The organism is Pseudotabrizicola sp. L79 (genome assembly GCF_036553525.1).
In the GTDB taxonomy this organism is placed as follows: Bacteria; Pseudomonadota; Alphaproteobacteria; order Rhodobacterales; family Rhodobacteraceae; genus Pseudotabrizicola.
Genome location: NZ_JAZHDA010000044.1, coordinates 62,092 through 84,571 on the forward strand (window position 1 = coordinate 62,092; position 22,480 = coordinate 84,571).

Genomic DNA, 22,480 nt, shown 5'->3' on the forward strand with positions numbered 1-22,480 from the left:
GGTCACCGGAAATATTGGCGAGAGAGCAAGTCAAAGACCTGCGCCAGACGATTGCGCAGATCAGTGACGCGAGGCGCGGTCAGATCTGCGGCCTCGGCCACCCGCAGATCGGTGTCCAGTGTCAGCAGCGCCCGTTCCAGCGCGCCCAGTTGCCCCGAAGGCCCGCTGCGGGGCAGTGCGGCCACCAGGTCGCGCATCTGGCTGATCTGATACAGAACCGAACGCGGGTTCTGCGCATCTTGCACCAGCAGGTCCATTACCGTCTCGCGTGAGGGGCCAAAGCGATAGCGGCGCTGGTGGGTCATCACGCTGTCGCCAACCTCGATGGCGATTTCATAGGCCCCCGCCGAAGCTTCGGGGTCGGCAAAGGCCTGCACCATGGTCAGCATCCCGTCGGCCCGTTCTTGCGCCCGCCCCAGCGACAGGAAGCGCCAGCCCGCGAAATGGTACATGTTTTCATGCACAAGGCCCGAAAAGGCCGAGATCTTGCGCAACAGCACCGACATCGCCATGGCCGCATCATCGCCAGCGGTGACCTTTTCGGCCAACATCCGGGCGGTCTTGGCCAGATCATTCAGCGCATGCCAGCCATCGGGGGAAAAGCGGTCGCGCACCTTGGCGGCGGCATTGCGGGCGGCGCTGACCAGATCGTTCAGCGTATCGGGGATCGGCACATCCGGCCCAAGGCCCAGCTTTTTCAGAAACAGCGCCAGTTCCTGCAGCAGGCTGTCTGACGGATCGCCCGTTTCGGCCAGCCGCAGGTGATAGGCGCGCAGCAGGCGAATGGCGCCTTCGGTGCGTTCGACATAGCGACCCAGCCAATACAGATTGTCCGCCGCGCGTGACGGCAAAATGCCGGGGGGCGAGCGTTCAAAGGCCGCGCGCGACACCAGCGTTTCAGGCGGCACCGGCCTGTCGGCCATCACCCAGACATCCGCGACCGACCCACCGGCCTGCATGGCAAGGGCCGTGGCGGCCTCGGCCTTGCCGATACGGGCATAGCCGCCGGGCATGAAGGCCCAGCCGGTTTCGGTGCGCGTGGCAAAGACGCGGATCGTCATCGGGCGGGGCACCATGCGGCCCTCGCTGAAGACCGGGGTGGTCGAGAGGGTGACAGCCTCTTGCCCCACCAGCATCGCGCCATCGCGCGCCAGCCAGTCGGCCAGTGTCAGCCCCAGGTCGTTCTGCGCCCCGCCCACCGGATCAGACCCGGCAGCAAAGGGCAGCGTGGTATCCATCGCCCCGGCAATCATCATCCGGGCGGCATTCTGCTGCACATGCGCGCGTTCGGCGGGCTGTCCGCACCACCATGTGGCGATATTGGGCAGTTTGACCGGGCCGCCGGTCAAGACGCGGCACAGGCGCGGCAAAAAGGCCATGAAGGCCCGCGCCTCCAGCACCCCTGCGCCCAGGGCGTTGATCAGCGACAGATTGCCGTCGCGCAGGGCGCCCATCAGGCCGGGCGTGCCGATCTGCGACACCTCGTTCAACTCAAGCGGGTCGGCGAAATCGCTGTCGATGCGCCGCCACAACAGGCCCACGGGTTCCAACCCCTGCACCGTGCGCACCATGGTCTGACCGTTTTCGACGATCAGATCTTCGCCCTCCAGCAAGGTCAGGCCCAGATAGCGCGCGATATAGGTGTGCTCGTAATAGGCGTCATTGTTCGGCCCCGGCGTCAGGATCGCCATCCGCCGCCCTTCGCCCGACAAACCCTCCATCGTGTCGCGGAAGGTGCGGAAAAAACCGGCCAGACGGCGCACATGGCTGCGCGGGAACGGATCTGAAAAGATGCGGCTGGTGGCCATGCGGTTTTCCAGCGCAAAGCCTGACCCGGATGGTGCCTGCGTGCGGTCCGCCAGCACCAGAAATGACCCATCAGGAGAGCGCCCGATTTCAAAGGCCAGATGGTGCAGATAATGGCCCGAGCGCGGCTTGACCCCAACCATCGGGCGCAGCCATTGCGGGTTTTGCGCCACCAGTTCGGCTGGCAGATGGCCGTCACGCACCAGGGTGGCCGGGCCATAGAGATCGGCCATCACCTGTTCCAGCAGATCTGCCCGTTGCGTCAGCCCATCGCAGATGGTGGCCCAATCGGTTTCCGACATCAGCACCGGCACATGGCTAAGCGGCCATTCGCGATCTTGCACCGGCCCGCCCGAATACAGCCGGAAATACACCCCCGCATCGCGCAGATATTGCTCGCCCCGGGCAAAGCGGGCGGCCAGATCCTCGGGCGGCAAGGCGGCCAGTGCCTGAATGAAACTGGCCCAGACCGGCCGCATCTGGCCGTTGCTTTGGAACAATTCATCCGCAACACCGGGAAGCGGGGTGTAGCCGGCAAGAATGCCGGGAAGATCAAGGGCAGCCACACTCAGGGTCATCAGCGTGTCAGATCCACGGGGCCCGCCGCAGATCAAGCGTTGTCGGAAACTCGGGGTGCGGCACTTCGGTGGCGGGGGTATAGCTGCCCGGCTGATGGCCATGCGCCTCGAACCGCGCCAGACGGCGGGCCTCGGCCTCATAGCCGTTGACGGGGAAGGTGTCGTAATTGCGCCCGCCCGGATGGGCCACATGGTAAACGCAGCCACCGATCGCGCGGCCTGACCAGTCGTCAAAGATGTCAAAGGTCAGCGGCGCATTCACCGGCAGAACCGGATGCAGGGCCGCCGCCGGTTGCCAGGCCTTGTAGCGCACGCCGCCAACACTGACCCCGCTGGTGCCGGTTGCCACCAAAGGCACGGGGCGGCGGTTGCACATGATGCGATAGCGGTCTTGGGTCTGCGTGGTCATCTTGACCTGCAGGCGTTCGACCGAGCTGTCGGTATAGCGCACCGTGCCGCCGATGGCCCCGGTTTCGCCCAGCACATGCCAAGGCTCCAGCGCCTGTTTCAATTCCAGATGCACGCCGCCGAATTCGGTTTCCACCGCGATCTGACCGCAGAAGGGGAAGCGGAATTCCTCTTGGGCGCGATACCAGACCGGGTCCAGCTTAAAGCCGTGCTGGCCCAGATCGTCCAGCAATGACAAGAAATCGGACCAGATGAAATGCGGCAGCATCAGCCGGTCGTGCAGCACCGTGCCCCACCGCACGGGGCGCGACTTCAGCGGCGACTTGGCGCAGCGCGCGATGATGGCGCGGATCAGCAGTTGCTGGGCCAGATTCATCCGCGGATGCGGGGGCATTTCAAAGCCGCGGAACTCGACCAACCCCAGCCGCCCGGTGGGGCCGTCGGGGGAATACAGCTTGTCGATGCAGATCTCGGCCCGGTGGGTGTTGCCGGTGACATCGATCAGGATATTGCGCAGTAACCGGTCCACCAGCCAAGGCGGGGGCAGCGGGCCGCCATCGACCGGATCACCAATCTGCGACAGGGCGATTTCCAGCTCATACAGGCTGTCATGGCGGGCCTCGTCGATCCGGGGGGCCTGCGAGGTGGGGCCGATGAACAGGCCCGAGAACAGATAGGACAGCGACGGGTGGCGCTGCCACATCAGGATCAGCGATTTCAGCAGATCAGGGCGGCGCAGAAACGGGCTGTCATCCATCGTGGCCCCGCCGACAACCACATGGTTGCCGCCGCCGGTGCCGGTGTGGCGGCCGTCGATCATGAACTTGTCGGCACCAAGGCGGCATTGGCGCGCCTCGTCATAGATCGCTTCGGTGGTGGCCACGCAATCGTCCCAGCTGTGGGCAGGGTGAATGTTCACCTCGATCACGCCGGGGTCGGGGGCCACGCGGATGACATTCAGGCGCGGATCATTGGGCGGGGCATAGCCCTCGATATGGATCGGAAGGCCCAGTTCGGCTGCTGTCGCCTCGGCGGTGGCGATCAGGTCAAGGTAATCTTCCAGTGCCTCGACCGGGGGCATGAACAGGCACAGCCGCCCGTCGCGCGGTTCTATCGCAATGGCCGTGCGCACGACGCCGTCGCCGGCATCAGATGCTTCCTGGCCCACAACCTTTTGCTGGCTGCCCTTGGCCGCTTTGGTTTCGCCCGCCTGCGTGCGCTCGGCACTGGTTTCCGGCGTCATCGCCGCAATCTGGGCTTCTTCCTCGGCCAGGCGGTCAAGCTCGGCCTGCACCGCATCGCGCAGGGCGGCGCGGCGGCTGTCGATGCCTGCGTGAAAATCGGGCAAGGGCGCACGGGGGGCGGCAGGATCGGTTGGATAGGTATAGGGGTATTGCGCGGGCGAGACATAAGGCAGCCCCGCCAGCGGCAAACGAAAGCCCACGGGGCTGTCGCCGGGCACCAGAAACAGATGCCCGCGCCGGGGTTTCCACAATTCCGACCGCCAGCGAGGCATGCTGCTGGCCTTGGATTGCCAGCGCTGGATCGGCAGAATATAGCCCGACGGTTCGGTCAGGCCGCGGTCAAACACGCGGGCAAAGCGCGACCGTTCCTCGGGGTCTTTCAGTTTGGAATTCTGCGGCGATACGTTGGGTGGCAGATTGGCCTCTTTCAAAATCCATTCCGCCGGGTCTTCAAAGGCGGGCTGCGCATGGTTGGCGGTGATGCCAAGCCGTTCGGCAAAGCCTTCCATGAACACCCGTGCCTGATCGGTGCCCACCTTGTAATCCTGCGCCTCTTTGGCGATCAGATCGGGGTTCTTCCAGACCGGCTGCCCATCGCGCCGCCAGAACAGCGAAAAGGTCCAGCGCGGCAGGCTTTCGCCGGGATACCATTTGCCCTGTCCATAGTGCAAAAACCCACCCGGCGCGAACCGGGCCTGCAAGCGGCGGATCAACTGGTCGGCCAGGTCGCGCTTGGCCGGGCCAACGGCGGCGGTGTTCCACTCTTCGCCTTCAAAATCGTCGATTGACACAAAGGTCGGCTCGCCGCCCATGGTCAGCCGCAGATCCTGCTCTTGCAGCACGCTGTCAACCTTGCGGCCCATGCTGTTCAGCGCCTGCCAGGCATCGTCGCTGAAGGGCTTGGTGATGCGCGGATGTTCCGATACCCGGCGCACCTGCATGTCAAAGGCAAATTCTGTCTGCGGTGTGCCCGCCGCCGTATAGCCGCCCGAAATCGGGGCTGCGTTGCGATAATGCGGTGTGGCGGCCAGCGGAATATGGCTTTCGCCCGTCAAAAGGCCGCTGGTCGGATCAAGCCCGATCCAGCCCGCGCCGGGCAGATAGGCCTCGACCCAAGCGTGCAGATCGGTGAAATCGACCTCGGTGCCCGACGGGCCATCCAGAGATTTCACATCGGGGGCAAGCTGGATCAGATAGCCCGAGACAAAGCGCGCGGCAAAACCGAAATGGCGCAACGCCTGCACCAAAAGCCAACTGGAATCGCGGCATGACCCCGATTTCAGATGCAGTGTCTCTTCGGGCTGTTGAACGCCCGGCTCCATTCGGATCGTATAGTTGACCGCCTGCTGCACCCGAGCATTCATTGCCACCAGAAAGTCGATGGTGCGAACCCGGTCTTTGGGGGTGGCATCCAGAAAGGCTTGCAGCAGCGGCCCTGCCGGTTCGGGCGCGCGGTAGATCACCAGATCGTCGGCCAGATCGCGCGGGTAATCAAAGGGCCAATGCTCGGCACTGTCTTCGATAAAGAAATCGAACGGGTTATAGACCGACATGTCGGCCACCAGATCGACCTCGATCTTGAATTCCATCACCGGTTCGGGAAAGACAAAGCGCGCCAGCCAGTTGCCATAGGGGTCTTGCTGGTGGTTCACGAAATGCCCGCCCGGCGAGACGCGCAGGCTGTGCGAGATGACCTTGGTGCGCGATTGTGGGGCCGGGCGCAGGCGGATGATCTGGGGGCCAAGGGTCACGGGCCGGTCATAGCGATAATGCGTCAGATGGTGGATGCTGGCATAAATCGCCATGGTTCGCCCCGCTTTCATGTTTGCGCTACAGTAACGCGCCCTTGGGATGGAAAGAAAGCCTTGGCGTGTTGGCGTGACAATTCGCGGGCCTTGGGTCTGTTGTGTTGCATTTTGGCGCAGACTTTGCAGACCTGCCTGAAAAACGGGCAGAAAGCAGGGGCTTTGCAGGTGCAGTTCGGTGATTTAGGCTGAATCGGCATCAACATATCCGCCACCCCGGACCGCGCCATGACCTCGCTTGACGATCTGATCACCCTTGGGGCGCTGGCCGCGATCATTTTGGGGATCGCGGCCTTTTACGGTTTTCTGATCTGGCGTCAGTTCAGGCTGTTCTGGGCCGCGATGATCCGCCTGCGAGACAAGATCGACCGGTCAGACGACAGCTTGCGCTGACCGCTATCGCCGGGGGCGGGGCAGCACGCACAGCATTTCATACAGGTAGTTCGCGGCGATCATGGCGGTATTGCCCGACATGTCATAGGGCGGCGACACCTCGACCAGATCGCAGCCGACAAGGTTCAGGCCCGCGCAACCGCGAATGATCTCAAGCCCTTGAATGGTGGTCAGGCCCCCCACCTCGACCGTGCCGGTGCCGGGCGCAAAGGCCGGATCAAGGCTGTCGATGTCATAACTCAGGTAAACCGGCGCATCCCCGATCTTGGCGCGGATCTCGGCCATCAGCGGGGTCAGCGATTTATGCCAGCAGGCCTCGGCCGGGGTGACTGTCCAGCCCTGCTTGCGGCCCCAGTCGAAATCCTCGGGGGAATAGCCGGTGCCACGCAACCCGATCTGGAACACCTTGTCATTGATCAGGCAGCCATCTTCCCAGGCGCGGCGAAACGGGCAGCCATGGGCCTCACGCTCGCCAAACATGTGTTCATTGGTGTCGGAATGGGCATCGACATGGATCAGTGCCACCGGCCCATGCCGTTCCTTGATGGCGCGCAGCACCGGCCAGGTCAGCGTGTGGTCGCCGCCAAGCGTCAGCGGGATCACGCCATGCGACAGCACCTGACGGTAATGGTCGGTGATGATGGCGCAGGATTTCTTCAGATCAAAGGTGTTGATCGGCACATCGCCGATATCGGCCACCTGCATCTCGTCAAAGGGCCGGGCACCAGTGGCCATGTTATAGGGCCGCATCATCCGGCTTTCATCACGGATCTGGCGCGGCCCAAGCCGGGTGCCGGGGCGGTTCGAGGTGCCGATATCCATCGGAATGCCGATGAAACAGGCATCAAGCCCCGCTGCCGTGTCTTGTGCGGGCAGGCGCATCATCGTGGCCGGGCCGCCAAAGCGCGGCATCGTATTGCCGCCAAGAGGTTGGTTATAGGGGCTGGTCACGGCGTCATCTCCTTGGGGGCCGAATTCGGGGGCGGGGGGCACAGCAGGCCCGCCAGCAGATGCAGATGCGCCTTCAGCGCCTTTTGCAACTGGGGCAGGGTGGCCTTTTCGTTTTTGACGAAATCGACAAACATCATGTTGATATCGTTAAAGATGATCGCGCCCAGAACCTTTGGGTCAAGATCGGCCCGCAGCTTGCCCATGGCCTGCAACCGGGCAATCGCGGCGCAGATCTGGTCGGTCAGGCGGGCATCAAGGCTGGTGTAATGGCGCGAAAAGGCGGCCTCGGGGGCTGCGATGGATTGCGCCATGGCCGTGCGCCACATCGCCTTTGACAGATACATCAGCGAATGGTCGTAATAGCCGCCGATCAGGGCCGTCATGGTGGCGGCAAAATCGCCCTTGGGCGCATCGACCAGCCCTTCGCCGGCCACCAGAACCTCCTCCACCTCCATCGCGACGATGGCCAGCAGAACATCGCCCTTGGTGGTAAAGTAGTTGTAAACGGTGCCCGGCGACATCTGCGCCTCGGCTGCGATATCTTCGATGCGCACGGCGTCATAGCCCGCCTGCTGAAACAGGCGCGACGCACTTTCCAGAATGCGGCGGCTGCGATCGGCTTTGTTTTGGGCACGCAATCCTGACATGGGCGATCTGAGTCTGAAAATTTGAAGTGGACTACAAAATTACATTGACTTGGAAATTGTTCCTCCTCAATCCTTTTCTTCATGGGGTGCCGAAAAGAGTGCCCGACCCAACAGGAGAGATGCAATGACCAAGGACCGGAGGTTTGTTCTACCCTTGTCGGCGGGGGCGTTGCTGGCGCTTGCGATGCCGGCATCTGCACAGGAATTGAACGCATTGGTGTGGTGCGACCACACCGATCCTGCCCTGCTGCAACCGTTCGAGGAACAATATGGCGTCAAGGTGAACGTCAAGGAATACGAAGGCACGGCAGCCGGTCTGACCTTGCTAGAGCAATCGCGCCCCGGTGACTGGGATGTGCTGGTGATTGATGCGGTGGATGTGGGCCGCGCGGTTGAGGGCGGCTTTCTGGCCGAACTGCCCGCCGACCAACTGCCAACGGGTGATTTCTTTCCCGAAGTGGTGATGGCCGAAAACAATGTGATCGGCGGCAAGACCTATGCGGTGACGGAAAAGTTTGGCTACAACACCGTGGCGTTTGACAAATCCAAGGTCGATCCGGCCGATATGGAGGATATGGCCAGCCTGACCAGCGGCAAATACGATGGCCGGATTGCGATCTATGACTATTACCTGCCGGTTATCGGCCTTGTCGCGCTGGGGCAGGGGGTCGCCACGGCGGACATTACCGCCGAGGCCTTGGCCGGTTTGAAAGACCCGCTTCTGGCGCTGCGCAAGGCGTCAAAGCAGGTGTCGGATGTCGTCTCGGCGCAAACGGCGCTGGCGACGGGGGATGTCGATATTGTCGTGGGCGGCGGTGAATGGCTGACGGCTGTGCTGACGGCAGAAAACGCCAATCTGGATTGGACGATCCCAACGCAGGGCGGCCTGCGCTGGGCGCAGTCGATTGGTGTGGTTGCGGGCAGCGAACAGCCTGATCTGGCGCTGGAATTCGTGAAATACATCACCTCGCCCGAGGGGCAGGCCCGTCTGGCGACCTCATCCTGCTATTGGGGGATGCCTGCCAATGCCAAGGCGGGCGATGCGCTGACGGCGGATCAAAAGGCGGTTCTGCGCTGGGATCAGCAGGCTGATTTTCTGGCGCGGGCGCAGCTTTACCCCATTCCTGACGCCGATCTTGACATGGCGATGCAGGATCTGTGGACGCAAATGCTGAACCAATGACCCTGCGGCCATGACCATCCGCCAAAGCGACATCCGGTTGGGCTGGGGCCTTGTCGCCCCGGCCTTGCTGTGGACGGCAGGCTTTTTCCTGTTGCCCTTTGCCGCGATGGTGGCCATGTCTTTCGCCCGGATGGAGGGGCGGGCCATCGTGCCCGCCTTTGACCCCGGCAATTACGTCAAACTGTTCACCGAACCCGCGATGCTGCGGGCGCTGACCAACAGCCTTGAAATCACGGCGCTGGTGACGGTGATTTCGGTGGTGCTGGCCTATCCGCTGGCCGCGATGATCGCCTTTCGCGTGCCGCCGAAATGGCAACGGCTGGCCCTGCTGCTGGCCATACTGCCATTCTGGACGTCGTATGTCGTGCGATCTTATGCTTGGCTGTTGGTGTTGGGGCAGAACGGGGTGCTGAACCAGATGCTGGCTGGTGTCGGTTTCGCGCCGCTTGAGATTGCGGCCACCCGCGCGGCCACGGTGATCGGCTTTGTGCATTTCTTCATCATGCTGCTGACCCTGACGATCTATGCCAACCTGATCCAACTGCCGCAGAATTATGCCCGTGCGGCGGCGGATCTGGGGGCGGGGCCTTGGGCCACCTTTGCCCATGTCATCCTGCCGCTGACATTGCCCGGTGTGATGACGGGTGCCTTTCTGACCTTTGTTCTGTGCATTGGCGATTACATCACGCCGCAAATTCTGGGGGGCAATGCGGAACTGACGCTGCCGCAGCTGATCATGCTGCAACTGGGGCGCAGCGGGAATTTTCCCTTTGCCTCGGCGCTGTCTGTGGTCTTGATGGCGATTGTCACGCTGGCCTATCTGGTGATGGCGCGCTGGGTCAGGCTGGACCGGATATGAAGGCGCTGCGCCCCCTTGGCTGGCTGTATCTGGCGCTGGCCTATGCCTTCATCTTTTTGCCTGTCGTGGTTCTGGTGGTCTATTCCTTTCAGGATGGCCGCCTGCCGGTGCCGCCATTCAAGGGGGTGACGCTGGAATGGTATGGCAAGATCCTGTCCGACCGTGATCTGGTGGCGGCGATGGGGAATTCCATTCTGCTGGCGGTTCTCACCTCGGCTCTGGCACTGGTGTTAGGGTTTCTGGCGGCCCATGGCCTTGCGCGGGTGCGGCTGCCGGGGTCGGGGCTGATGCGGCTGGTGCTGATCGCGCCGATGACGGTCAGCTATCTGATCATCGCGCTGGGGTTGTTGCAGGTGTTCAACCAGGTGGGTGTGCGCCCGTCGCTGGTCACCGCCGGGATCGGCCATGTCGTCATCAACCTGCCTTTGTGCTTTGCCATCTGCTTTGCCGCGATGGGCGATCAGCAGAAATCGGCGGAACGGGCGGCGCGCGATCTGGGGGCGGCGGAATGGCAGGTGCTGGTGCAGGTGTCGGCCCCGATGCTGGCCCCGGCGCTGGCGGCGGCGTTCTTTCTGTCGGTCACCTTCAGTTGGGATGAGTTCATCATCGCTTTCCTCTTGACGCGGTTTGATGTGACCTTGCCGGTGGAAATCTGGTCGATGCTGAAATCGGGCCTGTCGCCGGCCACCAATGCGGTGGGGTCTTTGGTGTTTCTGATCTCGGTCATCGCGGTGGTGCTGGCCGAAATTCTGGTGGTGCGGAGGCGCGGATGACAGCAGGGGTGGAAATCGAGCGGGTCAGCCAGCATTACGGCAGGGCCAAGGCGTTGGAGGATGTGTCGCTGTCGATTGCGGCGGGGGAATTCGTGGTGCTGTTGGGGCCATCGGGCTGTGGCAAGACGACGTTGCTGAACCTGATCGGCGGCTTTGCCGAACCCAGTTCGGGCCGGGTACTGATCGGCGGGCGCGATATGGCCGGGATCGGGCCAAGGGCGCGGCCCACGACAACGGTGTTTCAGGATTACGCGCTGTTTCCGCATATGACCTTGGGCCAGAATGTGGGCTTTGGGCTGAAGATGCGCGGCGTCGCGCGGGCAGCGCGGCAGGCGCGGGCCGCCGAGATGCTGGCGCTGGTGGGGCTGGAGGGCCGGTCTGGCGTGCGCCCGCATGAGTTGTCGGGCGGGCAGCGCCAGCGGGTGGCCCTGGCGCGGGCCTTGGCGGTGGAACCCGATGTGCTGCTGCTGGATGAACCGCTGGGGGCGCTGGATCTGAAATTGCGCCGCCAGATGCAGGACGAGTTAAAGGCGATCCAGCGCCGGGTGGGCACCACCTTTGTGCATGTGACCCATGATCAGGAAGAGGCGATGGCGATTGCCGACCGCATCGTGGTGATGAACGCAGGCCGGATCGAGGATGACGGCCCGCCGTCGCGTGTCTATCTGCGGCCGCGCAGCCTGTTTTCGGCGGGGTTCATGGGGGAAGTCAACAAGATCCCTGTAACCAATGGCCAATCGCCCTTGGGCCCGCTGATGCCCGGCACCGGCACCCTGTGCCTGCGCCCCGAGGCGATCGGCGATCAGGGCGAGTTGCCGCTGGGGCCTGCGCGGTTAGAGGAGGTGGCGTTCTTCGGCACCCATATCCGGGCGCGATTTGCGCCGCAGGCGGCACCTGACTTGCCGTTGATGGTGCATCTGCCGCAAGGGGCCGAGGCCCGCCCCGGCATGATGACCAATCTTTTTGCCAATAATCCGGTGCTGCTATGACCAACCGCGCAAAACCCCAGGACTGGTGGCGGATCACCCCGCTGTCGGACGGAGTCACCCTGATCGACGAGCCGCATATCCAGCCGTTTTACCGCTGCAATGTCTGGCATGTGCGGGGCAGCGATGGCGACATGCTGGTGGACAGCGGCATGGGCGTTGTCAGCCTGCGCCAATGGGTGCCCCTGGTGACAGAACGCCCGTTGCAGGCCGTGGCCAGCCACACGCATTTCGACCATATCGGGTGCCATGACGAATTTCCCTGCCGCCTGTGCCATGGGGCCGAGGCGCATCTGATGCGTGCGCCGACGCGCGAAAATACTTTCGCCGACAAATATGTGACCGATGACATCTTCACCACTCTGCCGCCTGCGCCCTATCGGTCGGACAGCTATACCGTGCCTGCGGCCCCGGCCACGCGGCTGTTGTGGGATGGCGATCGGATCGACCTGGGCGACCGACGGTTCGAGGTGATCCACACCCCCGGCCATTCGCCCGGCGGCATCGCCCTGTGGGAGTCGGCAACCGGCATTCTGATCGCGGGCGATATCGTCTATGATGGCGAGCTGATCGAAGGCACCAGCGATTTGGAGCAGCGCCAGTATGTCGCCTCGATGCGGCGGTTGCGTGACCTGCCGGTGCGCATGGTGCATGCGGGGCATTTCCCCAGCTATTCGGGGGAACGGCACCGCCAGATCATTGACGACTGGCTGCGCGCCAAGGGGGCCTAAAGGGGCTGGGCCTGATGGGTGATGCGCCCGCCCGCGATGGTCAGGGCGACAGGGTGGCGGTCCAGATCCTGAGGCGCGGTGGTTTCGACATCGCAGCCCAGCATCACCAGATCGGCGGCCATGCCGACCCGCAGGGTGCCGGTCAGATGGTCCATATGCGCGGCCCATGCGCCCCCGGCGGTATAGGCGCGCAGCGTGTCCATCAGCGCCAGCCGTTCATCGGCCGCGCCGTCATAGGGCGCGCGGGTCAGCGCAGCCTTGATCCCCCGCATCACCGACACATCCGTTACCGGCCAATCGCTGGCATAGGCAATTGGCGCGCCCGCATCGGCCAGTGTTTTCCACAGATAGGCATCGCGCCAACGATGGCGGGCAATCTTGGTCATCGTGGGCAGCACCGGAAAATCCATCGCCCCCGGCGGGTGCGGCGGTTGCAGGCTGGCGGTGATGCCAAGCGCGCCAAGGCGGGGAATATCGGCCGGGTCGATCAGTTCGATATGTTCAATCCGGTGGCGGCTGTCGCGGCGGCCATTGGCCTTTTGGGCCGCCTCATAGCCGTCAATCGTTTGCCGCACCGCGCCATCGCCAATCGCGTGAACCGCAATCTGCAGGCCGCGACGGTCGATCTCGGTGGCGATCTGGTTGAACCGGTCGGCGGGGAACAGGGGTTCTGACCGATGCCCCGGCGTGTCGGGATAATCGTGCAGCATAAAGGCGGTGCCGCTGTCCATCACCCCGTCCATGAACATCTTGACAAAGCCGCAGCACAGCCAGTCATCGGCAAAGTCACGGGTCATCGCCTCGGCCCGGTCCAGATCAGGCAGATCCATATGCGGCTTGAAATGAAAGGGCACCTTGACGCGGGCCAGCAAGGTGCCCTCGGCCTGCATCTCGCGCAGCAATTCAAGCGTATAGCGGTTGCCATCCATGTTCACCATGCTGGTGATGCCATGGGCGGCACAATGGCGAAAGCCGTCCAGCACCTTGGCGCCGTCGATGGCCCGTTCGGCGGCATCGGGCCAGGGAGAGGGCTCTTCGCCGGTGGCAATGCCAAGGTTCAGCCGCGCCTCGCCGCCAAGGGCGATAACGGGGGCAAAGGCCTCAAATTCGCGCAACTCACCCGTGGCCGTACCATCGGCGCCCATCACCACCTCGTGCCCATGCGGGGTGGCAAGGCCGTGCAAAAGGCCCGCAGCCCGCAGCGCCGCGGTGTTTGCCCAGACGGTGTGATGGTCGGCGGCGGTGATGGCAATCGGGCGGTCGGGGAGGATGGCATCCAGATCGGCGCGCGTCATCGGATGATCCAGCATGCCGTAATCGGCACCTTGGGCCATCAGCAGCGGGCGGTCGGGATGGCGGGCGGCAAAGCGGCGAAAGGCGTTTTGCAGGGCATCAAGGCCATGCAGGCCCCCCACTTGCAAATGCGCCAGTTCCGCCCCGCCCAAAACAAGGTGCAGATGGCTTTCGACAAATCCGGGCAGCACTGTGCGCCCCCGCGCATCAATGATCTGCGTGGCGGGGCCTACCAGGGCTTCGACCGTGGCACGGTCGCCGACGGCGGTGATCCGGTCGCCGGTCAGGGCAACAGCCTGGGCACGCGGGACGGTCGCATCCATCGTCAGGACGCGGGCATTGGTCACAATGATGTCGGGGGTCATTTCGGCCTCGGGCATAGGATGGGGCGGCCTGTGACGGCCGCCCCAAGGGGCTTATTTCTGCAACTCGGTCCAGATTGCGGCCAGATATTCTGACGCCTTGGGCGAGCAGGTGGGCAGGAACCGGCCCGCAGCCTTGAACTCTTCGGGGGTCACCACTTCGGGTGCGTTTTTCATATCCTCGGGCATGAATTCATCCGACCCGGCGATGCCATTGGCATAGCGGGCAAAGGCCGAGATCATCGCGGCATTTTCCGGCACCATGATGAAATCAAGGAACTTATAGGCATTGTCGACATTCTGGGCATCTGCCAACAGCGCGACCGAATCCATGAACAGCGGATAGCCTTCCTTCGGATAGCCATAGGCGACCGAGGGGTTGGCCAGACGCGCGCGCATGGTGGACCCGTTCCAGTTCACCGAAGCGGCCCAATCGTTGTTCGACAGCTTTTCGGTGGCGCCGTAATCCATCGAAATCCAGTCAGGCTTGGCGGCGATCAGCACGTCGCGGGCCTTTTTCAGCACTTCGGTGTCTTCGGTGCAGGCCTCGCCGCCGACGTAAAAGATGGCAAGGTTGACCACATCATTCATCTCGGGCACGACGTTGATCTTGCCCTTCAACTCCTCTGGCACATCAAGGAAGATGGCCGAAGTGTTGATATCGCCCGAATAAACCGAGGTGTTGACCGCAACCCCGGTTGACCCCCACTGCCACGGCACCGAATAGGCGCGGCCCGGATCCCACGGCACGTCTTTCCATTCGGGGGCGATGTTGCCGTGATTGGCCAGCTTTGTCATATCCAGGGGCGCAATCAGCCCCTTTTCGCGCCAGATCGGCACATAGTTTGCCGATGGCACCACCAGATCAAAACCATGGCCACCGGCCTCGACCTTGGCCAGGGCGGCGTCGTTGCTGTCGTAATCGGTGACCGTGACCTTGATGCCGGTTTCAGCCTCAAATTTGGTCAAAAGCTCGGGGCTGGTATAGTTGCCCCAGTTGAACAGGTTCAGCGTGCCCTCGGCATGGGCAAGGCTGGTGGTCGCCAGAAGGGCGGCCAATGTGGCAATTGTCTTTTTCATTGCAGTCTCCCGGTTGGTTAGTTTTTTTTGCGCGTCAGTAGGAAAAAGGCGGTCAGCAGCAGCACCGTCAGCGCCAGCAGCACGGTTGAGATGGCGTTGACCTCGGGCGTTACGGCGCGGCGTAACTGGCCCAGCATATAGGTGGGCAGTGTATCCTGCCCGCCTGATTTTACAAATTCGGTGATCACCACATCATCAAGGCTGATGACAAAGGCCAGCATCGCCCCCGCCGCAATGCCGGGTGCCAGCAGGGGCAGGGTGACATGGCGAAAGGTTTGCCAGGGGCTGGCGTAAAGATCGGATGCCGCGGTTTCCAGCGCCATATCCATGCCTTCCAGCCGCGCACGGATCGGCAGATAGGCAAAGGGAATGCAAAAGGCGGCATGGGCGGCGATCAGATAGCCAAGGCCCTGATAGCCGGTGGCCACCTTGATGGCGGCAAAAAAGATCAGCAGGGCCACGGCGGTGACGATTTCGGGCACCATCAGCGGTTGGTTGATCATGACATAGATAAAGGTCTGGCCCTTGAACGCGCGGCGGCGGGTGGTGCCAAGCGCGGCCATGGTGGCCAGTGTGGTCGCAATTGCACTGGCCGAGGCCGCAATGATCAGCGACCGGATGGTGGCCCCTTGCACGGCATCGTTGTTCCACGCCACCTGATACCAGCGCAGGGAAAAGCCCTGCCAGATGGCAATCGAAGGCCCGTCGTTAAAGGAATAGATCACCAGCGTGATGATCGGCAGGTAAAGGCAGGCAAACACCGCCAAAGCCACAGTGGCAAAGCCCGGCAGGCGCGCGACGGAAAAGCTGTGGTTAGCCATGGCCACCCCCTGATGCACCCCGGTTGACGGCGCGCACATAAAACAGCAGCGCCACCGTCACGATCACCAAAAGCGTCATCGACAGCGCCGCCCCCAGCGGCCAGTTGCGGCCCTGACCGAATTGCAACTCGATGAAATTGCCGATCATCATGTTCTTGCCACCGCCCAGAACCCGCGGCGTGACATAGGCCCCCAGTGAGGGCACGAAGACAAGGATCGACCCGGCCACGATGCCCGGCCGCACGATGGGCAAGATGACATTGCGCAGCACCTGCGTGCGGCTGGCATAAAGATCATAGCCCGCTTCCAGCAGGCGCATGTCAAACCGCTCGATCGCGGCATAAAGCGGCAGCACCATCAGTGGCAGATAGACATACGCCATGCCCACCAGCACCGCACCATCGGTGTAAAGCATCTGAATGGGCGTTTCGATCACGCCAAGGGCCATCAGCGCGCTGTTGACCAAACCCTCTGAGCGCAGGATTTCGCCAATCGCAAAGGTGCGGATCAGCAGGTTGGTCCAGAAGGGAATGGTGATCAGAAACAGCCATCCCGCCCGTTCGGTCGGGGGGCGGGTGGCGATGAACCATGCGGTGGGAAAGCCAAGCGCAAAGGTGATCAGCGTGGTCAGCAGCGAAAGCTTTACACTGCGCCAGAAGATGGTCAGATGCGCATCGGCAAGGCCAAGGGTGCCGTCGAAAATATCGCGGGAAAACAGGATGCCGACCCAGCCATCAAGGCTGAACTCCCAGATCACATTGCCATAATCGCCCTTTTGCAGGAACGAATAGACCAGCACGATCAGCAAGGGCCCTGCGGCGGCAAAGGTCAGCAAGGTCAGGGCCGGGGCGGACAGCAGCCATCCGTTGCGGGCCGAGTCGCGGGCTTGTTTGTCTTCGGCGCGGCTCATGGCATCAATCCCGGATCAGGCGCGCGGCGCCGGGGGCAAAGGTCACGGCTGCGCGGTCGCCAACGGCCAGCCCTGCATCGCCGCCGGGGGGCAGGGGCAGGCGGGCGGTCAGCGCCTCGCCGTCGCTCAGGCGCAGATGGGCATGCATGTCGGTGCCCAGATAGACCAGCCCATCCACCGTGGCGGGGATCGCGCCCGGCGTTTCGGCGGGCACGATCTGCACCTGTTCGGGCCGAATGGTCAGCACCGGGCCATCGCCCGTGGCCGCAATGATCGCCCCGCAGCCAAGGCGCATACCGCCCGGCACCGGGCTTGCCGCCAGAAAATTCGTCTCGCCAATGAAATCGGCCACAAAGCGGTTGACCGGGGCGGTATAGATGTCGCGCGGTGGGGCCACTTGTTGCAGTTTGCCCGCACTCATCACCGCGACGCGGTCTGACATGGTCAGCGCCTCTTCCTGATCATGGGTGACGAAGACAAAGGTGATGCCGGTTTCCTTTTGCAGCCGCTTCAGTTCGGTCTGCATTTCCTTGCGCAACTTCAGATCCAGCGCCGACAGCGGTTCGTCCAGCAGCAACACCTTGGGCTGCGGGGCCAGCGCGCGGGCCAGGGCAACGCGCTGTTGCTGCCCCCCCGAAAGCTGTGCCGTCTTGCGCTCGGCCAAAGTCTCCAGCTTGACCAGCGCCAGCATCTGATTGGTGCGGTCGTCAATCTCGGCGGCCTTGCGGCCCTGCATTTTCAACGCGAAACCCACGTTTTCGCGCACGGTCAGATGCGGAAACAGGGCATAGGATTGAAACACCGTGTTCACCGGGCGGCGGTTTGGCGGCAGGTCGGTTACATCCTGACCATCCAGCAAGATCGTGCCCGATGTGGGCATTTCAAACCCTGCGATCAGCCGCAAAAGCGTGGTCTTGCCACAGCCCGACGGGCCGAGAAGCGTGAAGAATTCGCCCTTGCGGATGGTCAGGGACACATCGTCCAGCGCCCGGACCGAGGCTTTGCCCTGACCAAAGGCCTTGACCACATTCTGCGCGGTAACTGCGTCTCGATCGCTCACGATAATTCGCCCCCCTGTTGGGCATTATTTTGATCATATTCTACGGGGCGAGGCCCGGATAGCAACCCTAACCTGACCTTTCAGCCCAATTCAGGCCGTTTCGACGCCCATGGCTGCGCGCGCTCAAGCTCTGCGCACAGGGCGATTAATTCTTCATCATTTCCGAAACGTGCGGCCAGATGGATCCCGATGGGCAGGCCATCAGCGGACTGCCCCAAGGGCAGCGAGGCGGCGGGTTGGCCACTGGCATTGAACACGGCGCAAAAGGGCGAATAGTCAAAGATCATCCCGGGTCCGATGCGGTAATGCAGGTAATCATCGGTGCTATGGGCAAAGCGGCCAATCCGCGCCGGGGGCTCGGCCAAGGTGGCGGACAAGATGATGTCGGGGCCCGGTTTCGGGCCTGTTTCTGGGTCGAACACCGCGGCCATCTGCCGGCCAAAGGCATGAATTTGCCCAACGGCATCAAGATAATCGGCCCCCGACAAGGTGGCGGCCAAGGCCATGGCCCCGCGGCTGACACCTTCGATATCATCGGGCTGCAGCGCCCGCCCCTTGGCGGCAAGGGCCTTGCGGATGCCAAGTGCGGTGCCACAGGCGACGATATTGGTCCAGGCCCGCATCATCATGGGGATGTCAGCCTGTGGCAGACCGGGTTCGACATGATGGCCCAGGCTTGCCAGCAGCTGTGCCGTCTGATGCACCGCAGCGGCGCAATCGGGGTGGATCGGCTGGCCGGTAAAGCTGGTGTCGCACAGCATCACCCGCAGGCGCCGCGGGGGGCGGCTGATGGCCTGCATATGCCCGGCCTGCAAGGGCGGCGCGTGATAGGGCGCGCCCGGATCGGCGCCTTGGCAGGCATCCAGCAGGGCGGCGGTATCGCGCACCGACCATGTCAGAAACCCGTCAATCGCCATGCCCGCCCAGCCTTCGCCCGCATAGGGGCCATCGGGCAGGCGGGCGCGGGTGGGTTTCATGCCGAACAATCCGCAGCCAGAGGCCGGAATGCGCACCGAACCGCCACCGTCAGAGCCATGGGCAAAGGGCACGATCCCCGCCGCCACCGCAGCCCCCGCCCCGCCGGACGATCCGCCGGGGGTATGATCAAGGTTCCACGGGTTGCGCGTGGGGCCGCCGTAAACCGCGGCCTCGGTGGCCGCCCCGATACCGCCCTCGGGGCTGGTGGTGCGGCCAAAGGTAACGACGCCAGTCTGGCGGATACGGGCAAAGATCGCGGAATCCTTGCCATAGCGCGTATTGGCCAGCAGCCGCGAGCCGTTGTGGGACGGAAAATCCACCGCCTCGCAGCCCAGATCCTTAAGCAAGAAGGGCACACCCTGAAACGGCCCGCGCGGCAGGCCCGTGGCGATGGCCTGACGGGCGACCTGTTCTTGCATCAGAACAACGGCGTTCAGTCTGGGGTTCAACGCCGCGACCTTGCCCAAGGCATGGTCCAGCAACTCGGTCGGCGAAACCTGGCGCGCGGCAACGCGTGCCGCAAGGGCGGTGGCATCGACGCAGTCGTAGGCGGTCAGCATGGGCATTCTCCGCTGGGCGACTTTTGATCAAACCTTAGCGATGCTTTGGCCCGTCTGGCAAGCCCGGCTTTGGCTGAAGCCCGGCTTTGGCTCAAGGCTGTGTTCACGGGAACCAATGGCCCGGTCTGGCGTTGTCTTGGCAGCGGCCCCATGGGCCGAAACCGAATTGCCAACCGAAAGGAAAAGCCATGTCAGACGCATTGAAAGCCGTGCCAAAGGCCGACAGCATTGATACCGGGGTTGAAAAGGTCTCGGCGATCGTCAAGGGCCTGAATGCGGCGCTTGCCGATACCTATTGTCTGGTGTTCAAAAGCCATGCCTATCACTGGAATGTCGAAGGACCCCTGTTCCATTCCATCCATGTGCTGACCGAAAGCCACTACACCAATCTGTTCGCCGCAGCCGATGAACTGGCCGAACGTATTCGCGCTTTGGGCCAGCTTGCGCCGTCGCAACTGGCAGAGATCACGGCCGGGTCGTGTGTCAAGGACAAGGCCAAATTGCCATCTGCGCAACAGATGGTGGAAGATCTGGCCAGTGACCATGAGGCCGTGGCCAAGCGCATGCACAAGGCGATCGAGGCGGCCGAAGACGGGGGCGATCCGGTGACGGCGGATCTGCTGACCGCGCGTTGTGCCTTTCACGAAAAGGCGGCGTGGATGCTGCGCGCGACCGCCAAGTGATCTTCTGCGCTCCGATAAACGCCAGGGCCCCTTCGGGGGCCCTTTTTTATGGGCGCTGCGGTGCGCGGAATGCAAAAAAAGCCCCGGGCGTTTCCCGGGGCTTTTGGTGGTGATGTTAGCGGTTTTACTTCAACCGGGTGACGACGCCATCGGCAAAGGCCTGCACAAGGGCTGCGTAATATTCGGGCGTGTCGGTAAAGGCACCTTCCAGCACCATCCCGTTTTCGCCATAGGCCTGGGCGGCTTTGGCGCTGATCGTCAGCTCATAGGCGTCGAATTTGGCATTGTCGCTGTCATGGGTGATGTTCACCTGACCCACCAGAACCGCATCTTCCAGCCCCAAGGCCGATTGAAACGAATTCGACAGCGAAAGCTCATTCACATCAACCTTGATGTCGGCGCCGTCATCGGCCAGCCGGTCAACCAGACGGGCCGCAATGGCAGCTTCCAGATCATCCGAGACATTGGCCCAATAGGCCGCGGCTTTGGTGTTTTCGATGGCGGTCAGATCGGTGGTCACTTCGATGTCTTTGACCATGGTCTGGGCATAGGCTGCCGAGGTGAACACCAGGGCCGTTCCGGCCAGCAAAGCGTTGCGCAACATGGGGTCGTCCTTTCCTGAAAAGGGGCGCGGTCTGCGCCGATTGTGAAAGGAAAACCCCCAAGAAAACAAATGGTTCCAAAGAAAAACCCGCCGGGATGCGGCGGGTTTGACCGGTGTATCCGGTGGGCGGCTTCAGCCGTGCAGCGTCTCGGTCGAGGCAAAGAACATGGCCTGACTGACCGCCGAGCGCACTTGCTCTTCGGTGAAGGGTTTGGTGATCAGGAAGGCGGGTTCGGGCTTGTCGCCCGTCAGCAGCCGTTCGGGGAAGGCGGTGATGAAAATCACCGGAATATCGCCATGACGGGCCAGAATGTCATTCACCGCATCGACGCCCGAGGAATTGTCGGCCAACTGGATGTCAGACAGGATCAGATCGGGCAGGGTCTTGTCGGCCAAGGCCAAGGCACCGTCGCGGGTGCGGGCCACGCCCGTGACCGAATGGCCGATGCTGGTGACGATATCGACGATATCCATCGCGATGATCGCCTCATCCTCGATCACCATCACCTTGCCGGTCACCGATGCCTCCATCTCGCGGTTTGCGGTGGCAATCAGCTGCGCCACGTCTTCGGGATCGGTCTGCATGATGGCGGCGATTTCGTCATGGTCGAACCCTTCGATCGCATGCAGCAACAGGGCCTCGCGCGAATTCGGGGTCAGCGCCGCCATATGGGCCATGGCCCCGGCGGTCATCCGGTCTTCGGCCTCGGCCGTGGGGGCACCGGCGCTGGCCCAGACCAGGTGAAAGGTGTGAAACAGCCCCACCTTTGCCGAAGCCGCCGCAGAAATGACCGACGGATCGACAAGCAGGCTTTCCAGCGTGGCGGCGGCATAACGGTCACCACTGCTTTGACTGCCTGTCAGCGCCCGCGCATAGCGGCGCAGGTAGGGCAGCTCGCGCGCAACGGCCTGTGACAGGTCGATGGTCTCTGAGGTCGTCATTATTTTCTCCCAGTCGAAGTTTTCTGGGAACCAAACGCTGTAGCCTTGCGTTTGGTTCCGTGAATAATTGCGGGACATGGCAGGATGAGCATGAAGGAAGAAATGGCCGAGGAAAAGCCCAAGCCGCGGTTGCGGCGCGATATCGACGAAAACCTGAAGCGGGTGTTTGAGGACGCCTTGGACACCGAAGTGCCCGATCGTTTCAAACAATTGCTGGAACAGTTGAAGGCCAAGGAGGCACGCAAATGACCACCTTGGCCGATCCGCGTGACGAACTTGCCGGCCATATTCCGGCCTTGCGGGCCTTTGCCATTTCGCTGACGCGCAATGTGTCCGAGGCCGATGATCTGGTGCAAGAGACGATTCTGAAGGCGTGGTCCAATATCGAAAAGTTCACGGTGGGCACCGATCTGCGCGCCTGGCTGTTCACCATTCTGCGCAACACTTTCTTTTCATCCAAACGCAAGACGAAGCGCGAGGTGGCCGACCCCGAGGGCATTCACGCGGGCAGTCTGTCGGAAAAGCCCGCCCATGATGGCCGTCTGGCCTTTGCCGATTTTCAGCGCGCCTTTGACCAGCTAAGCGCCGAGCACCGTGAAGTGCTGATCCTTGTGGGCGCCAATGGCTATTCCTATGAGGAAGCGGCAGGCATGATGGGCGTTGCGGTGGGCACTGCCAAAAGCCGGGCCAATCGGGCGCGGGCGCGGCTGTGCGATCTGTTGGGCATGGAAGAGGGCGAAGATATCCTGGGCGAGGAAACCGGGGCCACCCTGGCTGTTCTGGGGCGTTCGGGGCCACAGGCGGCATGATCAAGGCTGGGCTG

The 22,480-nt window shown here is 62.8% G+C and carries 21 protein-coding genes; 9 read left to right on the forward strand and 12 right to left on the reverse strand.

Annotated elements, in window-relative coordinates; genetic code table 11:
• Positions 1 to 2: 2 nt before the first annotated feature.
• On the reverse strand, positions 3 to 2,384 hold the full coding sequence (locus tag V3C85_RS04760; RefSeq protein ID WP_331793944.1) for a circularly permuted type 2 ATP-grasp protein: 2,382 nt from the start codon (positions 2,382 to 2,384) through the stop codon (positions 3 to 5).
• Positions 2,385 to 2,391: 7 nt separating this feature from the next.
• Complete coding sequence (locus V3C85_RS04765; protein ID WP_331794155.1) at positions 2,392 to 5,841, reverse strand: transglutaminase family protein; 3,450 nt, start codon at positions 5,839 to 5,841, stop codon at positions 2,392 to 2,394.
• 228 nt (positions 5,842 to 6,069) lie between these two features.
• Here V3C85_RS04765 and V3C85_RS04770 point away from each other — a divergent pair, with 228 nt between their 5' ends.
• On the forward strand, positions 6,070 to 6,234 hold the full coding sequence (locus tag V3C85_RS04770) for a hypothetical protein (protein ID WP_331793945.1): 165 nt from the start codon (positions 6,070 to 6,072) through the stop codon (positions 6,232 to 6,234).
• Positions 6,235 to 6,237: 3 nt separating this feature from the next.
• On the opposite strand, the gene speB is transcribed toward V3C85_RS04770, so the two are convergent.
• Together speB and V3C85_RS04780 are read right to left on the reverse strand one after the other, a co-directional pair.
• The gene (gene speB / locus V3C85_RS04775; protein ID WP_331794156.1) at positions 6,238 to 7,146 is read right to left on the reverse strand and encodes an agmatinase; all 909 of its coding nucleotides are present in this window, start codon (positions 7,144 to 7,146) and stop codon (positions 6,238 to 6,240) included.
• A gap of 35 nt (positions 7,147 to 7,181) precedes the next feature.
• Positions 7,182 to 7,832, reverse strand: coding sequence for a TetR/AcrR family transcriptional regulator (locus tag V3C85_RS04780; protein WP_331793946.1), 651 nt, complete (start codon positions 7,830 to 7,832; stop codon positions 7,182 to 7,184).
• 124 nt (positions 7,833 to 7,956) lie between these two features.
• Between V3C85_RS04780 and V3C85_RS04785 the strand changes: the two genes are divergently transcribed.
• The 5 genes from V3C85_RS04785 to V3C85_RS04805 are packed head-to-tail and all read left to right on the forward strand — an operon-like array spanning position 7,957 to position 12,364.
• Positions 7,957 to 9,015 carry an extracellular solute-binding protein gene (locus V3C85_RS04785; RefSeq protein ID WP_331793947.1) on the forward strand — a complete coding sequence of 353 codons (1,059 nt, stop codon included), beginning with the start codon at positions 7,957 to 7,959 and terminating at the stop codon, positions 9,013 to 9,015.
• Between the two features lie 10 nt (positions 9,016 to 9,025).
• Positions 9,026 to 9,874: an ABC transporter permease gene (locus V3C85_RS04790; protein WP_331793948.1), complete on the forward strand. Its 849-nt coding sequence runs from the start codon at positions 9,026 to 9,028 to the stop codon at positions 9,872 to 9,874.
• Positions 9,871 to 10,647, forward strand: a complete 777-nt coding sequence (locus tag V3C85_RS04795) for an ABC transporter permease (RefSeq protein WP_331793949.1) — start codon at positions 9,871 to 9,873, stop codon at positions 10,645 to 10,647. Before V3C85_RS04790 ends, V3C85_RS04795 begins: the two co-directional genes overlap by 4 nt.
• Positions 10,644 to 11,636: an ABC transporter ATP-binding protein gene (locus tag V3C85_RS19440; RefSeq protein ID WP_445941979.1), complete on the forward strand. Its 993-nt coding sequence runs from the start codon at positions 10,644 to 10,646 to the stop codon at positions 11,634 to 11,636. Before V3C85_RS04795 ends, V3C85_RS19440 begins: the two co-directional genes overlap by 4 nt.
• Complete coding sequence (locus V3C85_RS04805) at positions 11,633 to 12,364, forward strand: MBL fold metallo-hydrolase (protein WP_331793950.1); 732 nt, start codon at positions 11,633 to 11,635, stop codon at positions 12,362 to 12,364. Before V3C85_RS19440 ends, V3C85_RS04805 begins: the two co-directional genes overlap by 4 nt.
• On the opposite strand, the gene V3C85_RS04810 is transcribed toward V3C85_RS04805, so the two are convergent.
• From V3C85_RS04810 to V3C85_RS04835, 6 genes are all read right to left on the reverse strand, one after another.
• Positions 12,361 to 14,022 (reverse strand): amidohydrolase, encoded by a 1,662-nt coding sequence (locus V3C85_RS04810; protein ID WP_331793951.1) that lies wholly within the window; start codon positions 14,020 to 14,022, stop codon positions 12,361 to 12,363. The genes V3C85_RS04805 and V3C85_RS04810 overlap by 4 nt on opposite strands.
• Before the next feature lie 51 nt (positions 14,023 to 14,073).
• Positions 14,074 to 15,099, reverse strand: a complete 1,026-nt coding sequence (locus V3C85_RS04815) for an ABC transporter substrate-binding protein (protein ID WP_331793952.1) — start codon at positions 15,097 to 15,099, stop codon at positions 14,074 to 14,076.
• A 17-nt stretch (positions 15,100 to 15,116) separates the two neighbouring features.
• The gene (locus tag V3C85_RS04820) at positions 15,117 to 15,920 is read right to left on the reverse strand and encodes an ABC transporter permease (RefSeq protein ID WP_331793953.1); all 804 of its coding nucleotides are present in this window, start codon (positions 15,918 to 15,920) and stop codon (positions 15,117 to 15,119) included.
• Positions 15,913 to 16,830, reverse strand: coding sequence for an ABC transporter permease (locus V3C85_RS04825; RefSeq protein ID WP_331793954.1), 918 nt, complete (start codon positions 16,828 to 16,830; stop codon positions 15,913 to 15,915). The genes V3C85_RS04820 and V3C85_RS04825 overlap by 8 nt, the downstream gene beginning before the upstream one ends.
• 4 nt (positions 16,831 to 16,834) lie before the next feature.
• A complete protein-coding gene (locus tag V3C85_RS04830; protein ID WP_331793955.1) occupies positions 16,835 to 17,890 on the reverse strand; it encodes an ABC transporter ATP-binding protein in 1,056 nt (351 codons plus the stop codon).
• Positions 17,891 to 17,970: 80 nt separating this feature from the next.
• Positions 17,971 to 19,428: an amidase gene (locus V3C85_RS04835; RefSeq protein WP_331793956.1), complete on the reverse strand. Its 1,458-nt coding sequence runs from the start codon at positions 19,426 to 19,428 to the stop codon at positions 17,971 to 17,973.
• 188 nt (positions 19,429 to 19,616) lie between these two features.
• Between V3C85_RS04835 and V3C85_RS04840 the strand changes: the two genes are divergently transcribed.
• Positions 19,617 to 20,111 (forward strand): Dps family protein, encoded by a 495-nt coding sequence (locus tag V3C85_RS04840; protein ID WP_331793957.1) that lies wholly within the window; start codon positions 19,617 to 19,619, stop codon positions 20,109 to 20,111.
• A gap of 124 nt (positions 20,112 to 20,235) precedes the next feature.
• Here V3C85_RS04840 and V3C85_RS04845 read toward each other — a convergent pair whose 3' ends face one another.
• Entirely contained in the window at positions 20,236 to 20,715 is a 480-nt protein-coding gene (locus tag V3C85_RS04845; RefSeq protein WP_331793958.1) for a hypothetical protein, read from the reverse strand.
• A gap of 132 nt (positions 20,716 to 20,847) precedes the next feature.
• Positions 20,848 to 21,657, reverse strand: coding sequence for a response regulator (locus V3C85_RS04850; protein WP_331793959.1), 810 nt, complete (start codon positions 21,655 to 21,657; stop codon positions 20,848 to 20,850).
• Between the two features lie 84 nt (positions 21,658 to 21,741).
• Here V3C85_RS04850 and V3C85_RS04855 point away from each other — a divergent pair, with 84 nt between their 5' ends.
• Both V3C85_RS04855 and V3C85_RS04860 read left to right on the forward strand, forming a co-directional pair.
• Positions 21,742 to 21,906, forward strand: a complete 165-nt coding sequence (locus tag V3C85_RS04855) for a NepR family anti-sigma factor (protein ID WP_331793960.1) — start codon at positions 21,742 to 21,744, stop codon at positions 21,904 to 21,906.
• Positions 21,903 to 22,466, forward strand: a complete 564-nt coding sequence (locus V3C85_RS04860; RefSeq protein WP_331793961.1) for an RNA polymerase sigma factor — start codon at positions 21,903 to 21,905, stop codon at positions 22,464 to 22,466. Before V3C85_RS04855 ends, V3C85_RS04860 begins: the two co-directional genes overlap by 4 nt.
• Positions 22,467 to 22,480 lie beyond the last annotated feature (14 nt).

Coding starts and splice junctions, on each gene's coding strand:
- V3C85_RS04795 (WP_331793949.1), top strand. CDS start 9,871: ATGAAGGCGCTGCGCCCCCTTGGCTGGCTGTATCTGGCGCTGGCCTAT.
- V3C85_RS19440 (WP_445941979.1), top strand. CDS start 10,644: ATGACAGCAGGGGTGGAAATCGAGCGGGTCAGCCAGCATTACGGCAGG.
- V3C85_RS04855 (WP_331793960.1), top strand. CDS start 21,742: ATGAGCATGAAGGAAGAAATGGCCGAGGAAAAGCCCAAGCCGCGGTTG.
- speB (WP_331794156.1), bottom strand. CDS start 7,146: ATGCCGCGCTTTGGCGGCCCGGCCACGATGATGCGCCTGCCCGCACAA.
- V3C85_RS04815 (WP_331793952.1), bottom strand. CDS start 15,099: ATGAAAAAGACAATTGCCACATTGGCCGCCCTTCTGGCGACCACCAGC.
- V3C85_RS04845 (WP_331793958.1), bottom strand. CDS start 20,715: ATGTTGCGCAACGCTTTGCTGGCCGGAACGGCCCTGGTGTTCACCTCG.
- V3C85_RS04860 (WP_331793961.1), top strand. CDS start 21,903: ATGACCACCTTGGCCGATCCGCGTGACGAACTTGCCGGCCATATTCCG.
- V3C85_RS04770 (WP_331793945.1), top strand. CDS start 6,070: ATGACCTCGCTTGACGATCTGATCACCCTTGGGGCGCTGGCCGCGATC.
- V3C85_RS04760 (WP_331793944.1), bottom strand. CDS start 2,384: ATGACCCTGAGTGTGGCTGCCCTTGATCTTCCCGGCATTCTTGCCGGC.
- V3C85_RS04825 (WP_331793954.1), bottom strand. CDS start 16,830: ATGAGCCGCGCCGAAGACAAACAAGCCCGCGACTCGGCCCGCAACGGA.
- V3C85_RS04820 (WP_331793953.1), bottom strand. CDS start 15,920: ATGGCTAACCACAGCTTTTCCGTCGCGCGCCTGCCGGGCTTTGCCACT.
- V3C85_RS04840 (WP_331793957.1), top strand. CDS start 19,617: ATGTCAGACGCATTGAAAGCCGTGCCAAAGGCCGACAGCATTGATACC.
- V3C85_RS04805 (WP_331793950.1), top strand. CDS start 11,633: ATGACCAACCGCGCAAAACCCCAGGACTGGTGGCGGATCACCCCGCTG.
- V3C85_RS04835 (WP_331793956.1), bottom strand. CDS start 19,428: ATGCTGACCGCCTACGACTGCGTCGATGCCACCGCCCTTGCGGCACGC.
- V3C85_RS04790 (WP_331793948.1), top strand. CDS start 9,026: ATGACCATCCGCCAAAGCGACATCCGGTTGGGCTGGGGCCTTGTCGCC.
- V3C85_RS04810 (WP_331793951.1), bottom strand. CDS start 14,022: ATGACCCCCGACATCATTGTGACCAATGCCCGCGTCCTGACGATGGAT.
- V3C85_RS04850 (WP_331793959.1), bottom strand. CDS start 21,657: ATGACGACCTCAGAGACCATCGACCTGTCACAGGCCGTTGCGCGCGAG.
- V3C85_RS04780 (WP_331793946.1), bottom strand. CDS start 7,832: ATGTCAGGATTGCGTGCCCAAAACAAAGCCGATCGCAGCCGCCGCATT.
- V3C85_RS04785 (WP_331793947.1), top strand. CDS start 7,957: ATGACCAAGGACCGGAGGTTTGTTCTACCCTTGTCGGCGGGGGCGTTG.
- V3C85_RS04765 (WP_331794155.1), bottom strand. CDS start 5,841: ATGGCGATTTATGCCAGCATCCACCATCTGACGCATTATCGCTATGAC.